An 11,586-nucleotide genomic window follows, 5' to 3' on the forward strand; every position below is an offset into this window, starting at 1 on the left:
CGGGCGGGGAGCGGGTCGCTGCCCCGGGGGGTGGCCCCGGCGAAACCGGGCCCGGCGGCACGGCGGGCCGCGGCCTTCGGGAGGTCACCGGGGTGGGGGAGCTCGTCGGTGTGGGGGAGCGGTCCATCGGACTGGGCGAGTTCTCCAGAGGGGCGCGGCTCCGTCCGGGCGTGGGCGAGAACCTGCCGCAACTGGGAGACGAGGGCCTCCTCGCTGAGGGGGAGGCCGTTCTCGTCGCTCACGGTCACTGCGAACATGCGGCCGTCTCTCAGCACGCCGGTCTCCCGCAGCCGACCGTCGAGCGTACAGGGCAGGAACCGGTCACGGCCGGGCGCAGGATGGCGGACGCCGCCGTTGAAGGCGGCCCACTGGCGCATGCAGAGCTCGCTCCCGCGGGCGTCCACCACGGGAGCGGTGTCTCCCCGGGCCTGAGTGAGATGCACGGTGGCGATGCTGCGGAGGACGCGGGCGGTGTGGAGCACGTGTGAGGCGGGGGCGGCGCAGGTGCCTTCCTCGGCCTCGGGTGCGGGTTCGGATGCAGTCTCCGGCGCGGCGACGGCCTCAGGGGCGGGCGCGGGCAGTGCGAGCTGGAAGGCGACGTTCGTCGTGAGGGAGAGCGGTTCGCGCACGTCCAGATATGCGTGCTGCCACAGCTCCGTCAGCCAGTTGCGGCCGGCGGCGGTCTCCTCGTCCGCGAAGCGTTCGAGTGCGGACTGCAGGGCGGGGCCCGGGCCTGAGAGGAAGCGTGCGGCATCGGCCCTGGCCTGCTCCTGTTCGAGCGGGGGGCAGACGGCGGTTACCGAGTGCATGATGCGCTCGAGCGTCGCCTCGAGGCGGGGGACGGGCAGAGGTGGCTGCGGCATGGCGATGGATTCCTCTCCTGCCGGCACCCTCGCCGGCGAGTGCACTCATTCTGCCGGATCCCGGCGCGTTCTCCCGCCACATCCCATTTCGGGGTGTGGGAGTGGATGCGCGCCGGCGACCGCACGGTCACTGCTACACTCTTTCTGTCGCCGGCCCCAGTAGCTCAGGGGATAGAGCACCACTCTCCTAAAGTGGGTGTCGCAGGTTCGAATCCTGCCTGGGGCGCAGATCCGGGCCGCGAGACTGAGTCTCGCGGCCCGCGAGACATTTACGCGACGAATTCGTCCACGGCCGTGGCGAGCCGCATATGTCGGTATCCGAAAATCGAAACAGACGGGAAATGGCAACGGATCCCTTCCCGTCTGCGGATCCGCCGGGGGATCCGTGCACAAAGCGGCCGATTCGCAGACGGGAACCCAGTGGGCGGCTGTAGTCGTCTGGCACCCCACCGCTGTGCGCGCTCCCGGCCGGGCGCAGATGCTCCGGCCGCATGCGTGCACCTCAGTCGCGCCCTTCGCCAACTGCCCACGGCCCCCGCCGCCCCGCATTTCTGGGCGGTGTCCGGTGCGCCGTATGGGAGTCCGGGACTCCACGGGTTAGGCTCGAACACGTGTCACATACCGATTCCACTCTTCCCCAGACTGGTGCTCAGGCCGTCGGCGAGGCGTTCGCCGCATGGCGGGCGCAGGCTGCCCGGATCGGCGGTCGCGACACCATGCTGCACTTCCGCGACTCCCGTGACGGCTCGATCGACCTCACCGGTGCCCATCCCTCCGGCCTCGCGCAGCTGCTGGCCGGGCGGGCGACCCGGCTCTCCAGTCTGCTCCGCGACCCCGAGCACCTCGCGGACGCGCGCAGGCGGGCACGGGCCATCCGGTCCAAAGCGGATCAGCTGAGCCGGGAGCGGGGAATCGCCACGGCCTATCTGGCGATCGGCTTCGCCTCCTGGAGCCGCGAGGGTGCCACGGGCCGGGAGGAGTTCGGCGCTCCGGTGCTGCTGCGCCACGTCACACTCGTGCCGCGCGGCTCCAGCATCGACGACTACGAGATCCGCCTCGACGACGAGGTGCGCGTCAATCCCGCTCTCGTGGACTACCTGCACCGCGAGCACGAGGTCACCGTCGACGTCGACGAATGGGCGGATTCCACACGTGTGGGCCACGGCTTCGACCCGGCACCGGCGTACGACCGGCTGCGCGCCGTCACCCGGTCCGTGCCGGGCATGCTCGTCAACGAGCGCCTGGTCGTGTCCACCTTCGCCAACATCGCCGACCCCTACTCCACGGAGGAGCTGCCGGAGGCCCACCCGCTGCTGCGCGCCCTGGCCGGGGACGCCGAGGCCCGCGCCGGCCTGTCCGGGGATGCGCCGGATCCGGCACCGCGGGAGCTCAGGGACCGCGCCCCGCACGAGGAGTTCCTCGCGATCGACGTGGACGGCGACCAGCAGGCTGTCGTGGACGCGGCGATGGCGGGGGAGTCCGTCGTCGTGGACACGCCCCCGGGGACGGGCGCCACACAGCTCGCGACCGCTCTGGCGACGACGCTCTCCCACACCGGCCGCAGCGTGCTCTACGTGGCGCAGGACGCGGCGGACCTCGATGAGTTCCGCCGCCGCATGGCCTCGACCGGCCTGGAGGACTTCGCGGTGGACGGCCGCGGCGACCGCGAGCAGCTGCGGCGCAGCCTCATCACGCTCATCACCTCCGCGGAGAGGTCCCCCAAGCCGGAGCTCTCCGGCCTGGTCGAGACGCTGAGCGAACACCGCACCGCTCTCACCGAGCACATCGAGTCCCTGCACCGCATCCGCGAGCCCTGGGGCGTGTCCGCCTACGAGGTGATGCAGCGGCTCGCCGCCCTCACCAGCGTGCGCCCGGGCCCGTCCACCTCCGTGCGCTTCTCGCGTGAGCTCCTCGACCTCGACGACGCCCGGCGCAGCGAGCTGCGGGACTCCCTCCTGACCCTCTCCGACAGGGGCGCCTTCACCCTCGACGTCGCGGACACCGTGTGGTTCGGCGCGCGCTTCGAATCCGACGACGAGGCGGAGCGCGCACGTTCGCTCGCGGAGGCGGCACGCGCCCTCATCCCCGCCTTCTCCGAGGCCGCCCTGCCGGTCCTCCGCAAGTCCGGCCTCAACCCCGAACGGACGGTGGGCGCCTGGGGCCGCTCGCTGGAGCTCCTGCAGGAGATGCGCGCCACCCTGGACGTCTTCAGCCCCGAGGTGTTCGAACACAGCCTCTCCGACCTCCTCGCCGCGACCGGCACCGCGGAGTACCGCGCCCAGGTGGGCCGCGAGATGGGCATGCTGGAGCGCAACCGCCTGAAGAAGGCGGCGAAGGAGTTCCTGCGGCCCGGCGCCTCGGCCCCGGATCTGCACGCCGGTCTCCTCGCGGCCTCCGCCCAGCGGCAGGAGCTGCGGGAGCTCGCGGGAGCGGACATCCGCCCCAAGGTGCCGCGCGGTGTGCCCGAGGCCGTGGCGGAGTACCGCGCGCTGTCCGCCGAGCTCGGAGCGCTGAGCCCCTACCTCGAGGACACCCCGGACGGCGGGGCGCTCGAGGAGATGCTCGTCGAGGAGCTCGAGGCCCGGCTGGAGGCGCTCGCGGAGGACCGCGCCTCCCTGCGGGATCTGCCCGAACGCACCCGCCTCGACGACGAGCTGCGTGACGCCGGGCTGGGCGACCTGCTCGACGACCTGCGGGCCCGCCGGGTGCCGCACGAGCTCGTGGGCCTGGAGTTCGACCTCGCGCACTGGGCGACCGTGCTCCAGGATCTCGCGGGCGCAGATGCGCTGATCGGCGCGCACGACGGCGATGTGCTCAGCCGGATCGCCGCGGAGTACCGGCTGGCGGACCGGCAGTACGTGGCCGCCGGCGCCTCCCGTCTGCGTTACAGCCATTCGAAGCGGTGGCGCGCGGCGATCGGAGAGCACCGGGACCAGGCGCAGGAGCTGCGCACCGCACTCAAGAGCCCGCACCTGGACCTGCGCCGGCTCTCCGCCGCGGCTCCGGACGTGCTGAGCACGCTCGCTCCCGTCTGGGCGGCGAGCCCCTTCCGCGTGCCCGAACTCTTCGCCGAGGGCCCGCGGTTCGACACCGTCATCCTCGCCGATGCGGGGCGCCTCACCACGGCGGAGGCGCTGCCCGCCCTGGCCCGCGCCCGGCAGGTCGTGGCGATGGGCGACGAACGGTTGCTGGAGCCGCGCGACTTCAGCGTGGCCGTGGACCGGCGCCCCCTCAGCCCGCCCAAGGAGCGCCCGCGCAGCGTGCTGTCGGAGCTGAGTGAGTTCCTGCCGGTCCACCGCCTGCACACGAGCTACCGCGTGTCTCCGCTGGAGCTGGTGGAGCTCGCCAACCGGCACTTCTACGACTCCTCCATCCGCACCGTGCCCACGGCGCTCACCGGCGAGGGCACGGGGCTGGAGTTCGCCTACGTCCAGGACGCGCTGGGCACCCCGGACAACGTCACCGGACAGGTGGAGAGCCTCGACGTGGAGGTGGACCGGGTGGTGGACCTCGTGATCCGCCACGCGCGCACGCGTGCGCGGCAGTCGCTGGGCGTCGTCACCCTCACCCCGTGGCACGCGCAGCGGGTGGCGACGGCGATCCAGAAGGCCATCCGCCAGTACCCCTACGTCGCCTCGTTCTTCGAGAACCCCGGCCGGGAGCCGTTCATCGTCACGGACGTGCAGCAGGTGCACGGCATGGTCCGCGACGTGGTGATCTTCTCGCTGGGCTACGGCCGCACCCGCCAGGGCCGTGTCATCCACAGCTTCGGCGAGCTGTCCAAGCCCGGCGGCGAGCGGTACCTCGCGGCGGCGCTCACGCGCGCCCGGCGCAGGCTCACCCTCGTGTCCGCCTTCGAGGCCGAGGACTTCGACCGTGCCCGCCTCAGCGACGGCGCCGCGCTGCTCCCGGACATCCTCGCGGAGGTGGCGAGCGGGGGAGAGCCCACCGCTCGGGCCTCGGGCGCGGTCACCGGCACCAACGCCGCAGCCGACGGCGGCAGGACGGACCCCAGCCGCCTGGCGACGGAGCCGTTCGAGGAGCTGGGCGATCCCATCGTCGCGGACCTCGCGGAACGGCTGAGCCGCAAGGGCGTCATGGCCCACCTGGACTATCAGGGCATCGACCTCGCGATCGCGAACTCCGCGGACGATCTGCACGGCATGGTCGTGGCCGTGGAGACGGACGGCCCCGCCTACGCCGCGACGGAGAGCATCCGCCAGCGCGAGCGTCTGCGCTCCGAGCAGCTGGCCCGGCGCGGCTGGCGCTCCGTGCGGGTGTGGACGACGGACGCCTTCGTGGATCCGCAGCAGCAGGCCGGACGCCTCTTCGACGCGTGGCGGGAGACGGTGGAGGAGCTCTCCCCGCAGGCGCTGCTCAACGCCGCTCGCGCCGCCGCGGTGGTCGTGGACCGGCAGGGCAGCCGCCCGCGGGTGGCCTCCGGCCTGCCCATGCACATGTACACCGACGATCAGCTCGTGGCGATGCTCGAGTGGATCCAGTCCGACGGCGTGGCCCGCGGCGACGGCGAGCTCAAGGAGCAGCTGCGCGCCGCGCTGGCGCAGAAGAACCGGCTGGGCCGCACCGAATCCGCGCTGGAGAACGCCGTGCGCGCCTACCGCAGGCAGGTCGCGGAGCTCAAGCGGGCGGACGCCGAGGCCCGGGAGTCCTCCGAGGGCGGCGGAGGCGCGCCCGGGCAGGGCGGTGCGCATCGTGCCGAGGGGACTCCGCGCACGGGTGCCGACGAGCCTCGCACGGGTGCGGCCTCGGATGCCGGCTCTCCCTCCTCGACGCAGGCGGGCGCCGAGGATGCGGACGGGGACGCCGCGGGCGGACGCGGACTCGGGCGTTCCGGCAGTGCTGCTGAGACCGGTGCGGCAGGCCCCGCTGGTGCCTCCCGCCGCGGTGCCTCCCGCCGTACCCGCTCCGAGGAGCTCCGCCGCGACGAGAACGGTGAGCTCGTGGGCCCGCCCGCGGACTCCGTGCTTCCGCCCTACGACACGAACAGCCTGCGGCATGCCGAGCTCCGCGACGCTGGCCTGCGCCCGGTCGTGGACGAGCTCTCGGACGAGACCCTGGACCGTGCGACCAAGGCACAGGTCCCCGCTGACCGGGACGCCGAGGCCGGCAGCAGGGAGACTGGGAGCGGTGACGGGAGCCTCGGACGAGAGAACCGGGCGACTGCCTCGGACGACCGGGTGCAGGGGGAGACCTCGGCCGGCGAAACTGCGCCCACGGCCTCCCGCACAGGTGAGGGCGCCGGCGAGGCTGCGTCCGCCGGTGCCTCTGGTGTGACGGGTACTACTGGTGCGACTGGTGCCTCGGGTACGACTGGTGCCGCCGCAGGGGCCGAGGCCGACGACGCGGAGAGCGCGGAGGGTGCGGCACGCACGACAGACGCCGCAGGCACCGACCGATCTGAGACCACGGGCGCAGCGGGCCGTACCGAGGGCACGGAGACGCAGCTCGAGGCCCCGGGCGCGGGCGTTGCGTCCGCCGAGGCCGAGGCCGAGGACGGGTCGCAGGGGCGAGGCTCCGCGGAGGCGCACCCCGGGGCCTCCGGCGCGGACGGTTCACGGACGGAGGACTGAGGCGGATGGGCGGCACCCCGTCGCCGGACCATTCCGCGCTGAGCCCGGAGGCCCGCGCAGCGATCGCGAAGTATCGCCGTCTCCTGGGGAATCGGGCTGAGCCGGAGGAGTCCGTGGGCGCCGGCGAAGGGGATCCGGCTCTGGCCCGATACCTCGCGGAACGGCCCCCGCACCACAGCCCGCCGTCGTACAGCTCCTCGTACCGCCCCGAAACTTCGCGCCGCTTCTCCGGGCAGCCCGAACATGCGGAGCGCCGCGGGGATCCGGAGGTCAGACCGGACGGGAACCTGAACGCCGGACGCGGCGAGAATCCACACGCCTGACACGGCGAGGGCCCGGACGCCGGATGCGGTGAGGATCAGGACACCGGATCGCGCAGGGACCCGGACGCCTGAGGCCGCCCGATCGGACGCCGGACCCGGCGGAGAATGACGAAGGCTCGACGTCAGCAGACGTCGAGCCTTCGTCATGTCCGAGAGGTCTCAGTGGCTGGGAGTGCTCCCGCCCTGGTCCGTCCCCTCGATGCGCGCGTCCGGCACCTGGCGCTGCTGTGCGGTGGCGAGCAGGTCGCGGATCTCCGCGAGCAGCTCCTCCGAGGTGGGAGGCACCTCTTCCTCCGGGGCACCGCGCTTGCGCAGCTCGTTGACCTTGTTCATCGGCATGATGATGAGGAAGTAGACCACGGCCGCGACGATGAGGAAGTTGATCACCGCGGTGATGATCGCGCCGAAGTCCACGAACGTGGCCGGGTTGCCCTCACGCAGCTGGAACCCCAGCCCTTCCACATCCGTGCTGCCGAAGGACGCGATGATCGGGTTGATGAGCTTGTCCGAGACGGCGGTGACGATGGCGGTGAACGCGGCGCCGATGATGACGGCGGTCGCCAGCTCGATGACGTTGCCTCGGAGGATGAAGTCCCTGAAGCCCTTGAGCATTGCAGTCCTTTCGCGGCCGGGGCCCGGCGCTGATGTGAGACGGGAAGCGCACGCGCCCGGATTCGCGGGTGCGGGCGACCCCGTGCGGGAACGTCCGTTGCGCAGTGGCGTGTGCGCGGACAGATTACACGGCCGGAGCCCGGTGAGGAAGGGAAGCGGGACGCGCGATGACATGCCCGGGCACCGGCGCACGGCTCAGTTCAGCAGCGCGAAGCTCAGGTGGGAGCCGGATGCGCGTGCGAGAGCGGCGGCATCGCGCTCCGTCACCGCCAGCGTGACGACCATGGCGCCCTGCCCCAGGCCGCCGCCCTGCGCCTGCACCGCGGCCACCGCCGCATCGTCGACGAGCGCGCCCGAGGCCGCTCCGCCCGCGGAGAGCGGGCCGCCCACTCCCGGCAGGACGCCGCCGTCGGCCCCTTCGTCCGCGCGCGTGTCCGTCTGCTCCGGCCCGTCCGGACCGGAACCACTCCCGTCCGCCCCTCCGCCGCCGGGCGGACCCGTGTCCATGAGGGGGTCCACGGCGGCGTAGACGCGCAGCCGGTGCCCGGGCCGGATCGTCGCGGCCGCCTGCCCGTCGCCGAACACCACGGGAACGAGCAGCGTCCCCTCCGGACGAGCGGCGGCCTCCGGAGCGAGCACGGAGGCGGAGGTCAGGGGAGTGCCGGCGGAGTGTCCGCCTGCCACCACGGCGTCGACGGCCTCGGCCGGGGAGGAGAGGGCGTCCTGGGGGATCAGCTCCGCGGGATAGTCGGCCATGCGGAGATCGCCGCGCGCGAGCACCTGGCCGGGAGTCAGATCGTGCGCGGCCACGAGCACACCGTGGCCCGCGGTGCGGGGGACGAGCGCCCATGCCGCTGCGGCCGCGGCGAGGCAGAGGAGGACCGCTCCGGTCCGGCGCGGCGGCAGACGCGCCAGCGGGCGGCGGAGGAGCTGTGGGATGCGGCGGAGAGCATGCATACGAGAACCGTGGCGCCGTTGCACGTGGAACACCAGAGGGCGCCGGATCCTGTGGATGCCGGCGCCCTCTGAGTGACCGTCTGTGACCTCATGTCGAGGTGCTGCGGGATGCGGTGTGTGACCTGCGGTGGTCAGCGTCTGTGAGCGAGCCCGCCGCTGCCGGGCGGACGGCTCAGGACGCCGCGGCGGCGGGCTTGCTCGAGCTCGAGGAGGAGCCCTCGGACCCTGCGCTGGAGGCACCCGACCCCGTGCCGGAGGCCCCGGAACTCGCGGAGCCGGAGTCCGCGGACCCCGCACCGGAGGAGGATCCGGACGACGCGGGGGCGGAGGCGGAGGAGGCGGACCGGGAGTCCGTCGCGTAGAAGCCGGAGCCCTTGAACGTCACGCCGACCGTTCCGAACACCTTGCGCAGCTTCTCCTCACCGCACTCCGGGCAGACGCGCAGGGCGTCGTCGGTGAACGCCTGGTGGATGTCGAAGGCGTAGTCGCAGTTCTTGCAGCGGTATGCGTATGTGGGCATGTCTTCCTGTGACCTTCCAATCAGAGACCGGAAGAATCATACTCCGCTCCCGTCCCCGCTTCCCGCCCTGCTCACGCACCGGCCTCACGCACCGGCTTCCTGCACCGGCCTCACGCCGTTCTCCGTGAGCACGGCGGACACCGTGAGATCCCAGTCCTCGCACGGCAGCGAATCGACCCGCTCCCGCTCCCAGCACACGCCCACGAAGCGCAGCCTCTCACGCACCGCGGCCGCGGCGGGGTCCCCGGCCCGGGCGAGCCCGGCGAGCTCCCCCAGCGGTCCGAAGGTGCGGTCGTAGAACCCGCCCCCGTTGCCGAGGCGCACGCCGCTGCCGTCGTAGGCGAGTCCCGGGACCAGCACGAGCAGGTCAGCCGGTCCCGGGACCCGGGCCAGCGCCTCGGCGACGGTGTCCGTGTCCTCCGGCTCCCGGATGCCCCAGATGCGGGCGGGGAGCTCCGCCACCTTCCCGGTGAGCCTGCCGAGGCGGAGGGGCTCTCCGCGCCGGGTGGCGGGGAGGAATGCGGGAGTCTGCGGCGCGAGGGATTCGAGGAACGCGTCGATGCTGGGCTCGCCGGGCAGGGCCGCGTAGCCGATGACAGCGGCGGGCCGCACCTGCGAGACGAGCCCGGCGGCGTGCATGCACAGCTGCGTGTGCGCACTCGAACCCTGGTCCTGGCCTGCCTGTGCCCGCCGCGCGGCACGGATCTCCGCTCTCAGCGCGGTCTTCTCCTCGCGTTCCTCGTGCTCCTCGCGGCGGCGCTGCTCGGGGGATTCGCTCATCCTCCCGAGGATAGGCCAGTGCCGCGTGCCGTGGCGCGCTCTGCACCGGCCCTGTCGCATATTCCGCGGGTCCCCGCACCGGCCCGCATCGGTCAGCGCATTCGCAGAGGTGCGGGACTATGCTGTGCCCATGTCGAACCAAGCCCCCTCCTCAGCCACAGTGAGCAAAGCGGTCATCCCGGTCGCCGGACTCGGAACGCGGTTCCTGCCCGCCACGAAGGCCATGCCCAAGGAGATGCTGCCGGTCGTGGACAAGCCGGCCCTCCAGTACGTCGTGGAGGAGGCGGTGCAGGCCGGTCTCACCGACGTCCTCATGGTCACCGGGCGCAACAAGCGGCCGCTCGAAGACCACTTCGACAGGGTCGACGGCCTCGAATCCGCGCTGCAGGCCAAGGGCGACGACCGCAAGCTGGAGCTCGTGCAGCAGTCCTCCGAACTCGCGGACATCCACTTCGTCCGCCAGGGCGATCCGCTCGGCCTGGGCCACGCCGTCCTCAAGGGCGAGCTCCACGTGGGCAGCGAGCCGTTCGCCGTCCTCCTGGGCGACGACCTCATCGACGAGCGCACGCCCATCCTCCCGGAGATGGTGGAGGTCCAGCAGCGCACCGGCGGATGCGTCGTCGCGCGCATGGAGGTCCCGGAGGACCAGGTGAGCCTCTACGGCTGCGCGGCCGTGGAGCCCACGGACTCGGACGGCGTCGTGAAGGTGACGGACCTCGTGGAGAAGCCCGCTCAGGAGGACGCCCCCTCCAACCTCGCGATCATCGGCCGCTACGTGCTGGCGCCGGAGATCTTCCCGGCGCTGCACCGCACGGAGCCCGGCCGCGGCAACGAGATCCAGCTGACGGACGCGCTCAAGTCCCTCGCGGCGGACCCGGAGTCCAACGGCGTGTACGGCGTGGTGTTCTCCGGCGGCAGGTTCGACACCGGTGACAAGCTCAGCTACATCCAGGCCGTCGTGGAGCTGGCGAGCCGGCGCGAGGACCTGGGCGCGGACCTCCGCGCCTGGCTCCGCGGCTTCGTCGCGGACCTCGACGACTGACGGGTGGGCTCCTCTCCCCTCTGGCCCGTGGAGCTCTCCCACGGGGAGGTGCTGCTGCGGCCGCACGTGCGCGGGGACCGCAGGGCGTACAAGGAGGTCCGTGCGGCCAACGTCCAGTGGCTGCGGCCCTGGGAGGCCACGGTCCCGGATCCCCTGTGGTCGCGCCCGGACTTCGCGGAGATGCGCCGGCTGTCCCAGGCCTCGGCGAGACAGGGGCGCTCCCTGCCGTTCGCCATCGACATCGGCGGGCGCTTCCGGGGGCAGCTGACGGTGTCCGGCTTCGAATGGGGTTCGCTGGCCTCAGCGCACCTGGGCTACTGGATCGACCGGCGCGAGGCCGGCCGCGGGCACGTGCCCCTGGCGGTGGCGCTGGCCGTGGACCACTGCTTTGCGCACGGACTGCACCGGATGGAGATCGCCATCCGCCCGGAGAACGCCGCCAGCCTCCGGGTGGTCGAGAAGCTGGGCTTCCGCCGGGAAGGGCTCCGGGAGCGCTACATGCACATCGACGGCGACTGGCGCGACCACCTCGTCTTCAGCCTGCTGAGCGAGGACGTCCCCTTCGGACTCCTCGCCTGGTACCTGCGTCAGCGCAGGTGGGAGGACGCGGAAGAGGCTGAGCACTGACTTGAGACGGTGTTCAATTCCCTCACAACTTCCCGAGAGGTGGAGACACACCGTGCCTGATGCGTTCCGGAGCCCGTGAGCGAACCTACAGTTGGAGCGTGGATACGAGCATCGCCATCGCCATCGTCGCAGCCGCGCTGTTCGTCTTCATCGTGCCCTCCGTCCTCCGCCGCGGCGCCGAGGTCGCAGAACCGGACCCCGCTGAAGACGAGCGCGCCCGTGCCCAGCCCGTCGAGGCCCCCCGCGTCCCCGGATGCGCGCGGCGCAGACG

Annotated in this window: 8 protein-coding genes and 1 tRNA gene; 4 read left to right on the top strand and 5 right to left on the bottom strand. The window is 72.6% G+C overall.

Annotated elements, in window-relative coordinates; translation table 11 throughout:
* The coding region (locus Q0A33_RS05700; RefSeq protein ID WP_291794323.1) for a choline/carnitine O-acyltransferase at positions 1-863 on the bottom strand (863 nt) is incomplete at its 3' end.
* Positions 864-1,016: 153 nt separating this feature from the next.
* Between Q0A33_RS05700 and Q0A33_RS05705 the strand changes: the two genes are divergently transcribed.
* Positions 1,017-1,089, top strand: a tRNA-Arg gene (locus tag Q0A33_RS05705).
* Between the two features lie 385 nt (positions 1,090-1,474).
* Positions 1,475-6,454 (top strand): DUF4011 domain-containing protein, encoded by a 4,980-nt coding sequence (locus Q0A33_RS05710; RefSeq protein WP_291794325.1) that lies wholly within the window; start codon positions 1,475-1,477, stop codon positions 6,452-6,454.
* Between the two features lie 482 nt (positions 6,455-6,936).
* Here Q0A33_RS05710 and mscL read toward each other — a convergent pair whose 3' ends face one another.
* From mscL to Q0A33_RS05730, 4 genes are all read right to left on the bottom strand, one after another.
* A complete protein-coding gene (gene mscL / locus Q0A33_RS05715; RefSeq protein WP_291794327.1) occupies positions 6,937-7,389 on the bottom strand; it encodes a large conductance mechanosensitive channel protein MscL in 453 nt (150 codons plus the stop codon).
* Between the two features lie 195 nt (positions 7,390-7,584).
* Complete coding sequence (locus Q0A33_RS05720; RefSeq protein WP_291794330.1) at positions 7,585-8,346, bottom strand: SAF domain-containing protein; 762 nt, start codon at positions 8,344-8,346, stop codon at positions 7,585-7,587.
* Positions 8,347-8,518: 172 nt separating this feature from the next.
* Entirely contained in the window at positions 8,519-8,866 is a 348-nt protein-coding gene (locus Q0A33_RS05725; RefSeq protein ID WP_291794331.1) for an FmdB family zinc ribbon protein, read from the bottom strand.
* 84 nt (positions 8,867-8,950) lie between these two features.
* Complete coding sequence (locus tag Q0A33_RS05730) at positions 8,951-9,646, bottom strand: 5-formyltetrahydrofolate cyclo-ligase (protein WP_291794333.1); 696 nt, start codon at positions 9,644-9,646, stop codon at positions 8,951-8,953.
* A gap of 130 nt (positions 9,647-9,776) precedes the next feature.
* On the opposite strand from Q0A33_RS05730, the gene galU reads away from it, so the two are divergent.
* Positions 9,777-10,688 carry a UTP--glucose-1-phosphate uridylyltransferase GalU gene (gene galU, locus Q0A33_RS05735; protein ID WP_291794335.1) on the top strand — a complete coding sequence of 304 codons (912 nt, stop codon included), beginning with the start codon at positions 9,777-9,779 and terminating at the stop codon, positions 10,686-10,688.
* Positions 10,689-10,715: 27 nt separating this feature from the next.
* Positions 10,716-11,315 carry a GNAT family protein gene (locus Q0A33_RS05740; protein WP_291794337.1) on the top strand — a complete coding sequence of 200 codons (600 nt, stop codon included), beginning with the start codon at positions 10,716-10,718 and terminating at the stop codon, positions 11,313-11,315.
* Positions 11,316-11,586: the final 271 nt, after the last annotated feature.

This window comes from Brevibacterium sp. (assembly GCF_022712115.1).
Taxonomy (GTDB): Bacteria; Actinomycetota; Actinomycetes; order Actinomycetales; family Brevibacteriaceae; genus Brevibacterium; species Brevibacterium salitolerans.

Bases quoted from the DNA above. Each gene is read 5' to 3' on its own strand.
- mscL (WP_291794327.1), bottom strand. From the start codon at position 7,389: ATGCTCAAGGGCTTCAGGGACTTCATCCTCCGAGGCAACGTCATCGAG.
- Q0A33_RS05730 (WP_291794333.1), bottom strand. From the start codon at position 9,646: ATGAGCGAATCCCCCGAGCAGCGCCGCCGCGAGGAGCACGAGGAACGC.
- Q0A33_RS05720 (WP_291794330.1), bottom strand. From the start codon at position 8,346: ATGCATGCTCTCCGCCGCATCCCACAGCTCCTCCGCCGCCCGCTGGCG.
- galU (WP_291794335.1), top strand. From the start codon at position 9,777: ATGTCGAACCAAGCCCCCTCCTCAGCCACAGTGAGCAAAGCGGTCATC.
- Q0A33_RS05725 (WP_291794331.1), bottom strand. From the start codon at position 8,866: ATGCCCACATACGCATACCGCTGCAAGAACTGCGACTACGCCTTCGAC.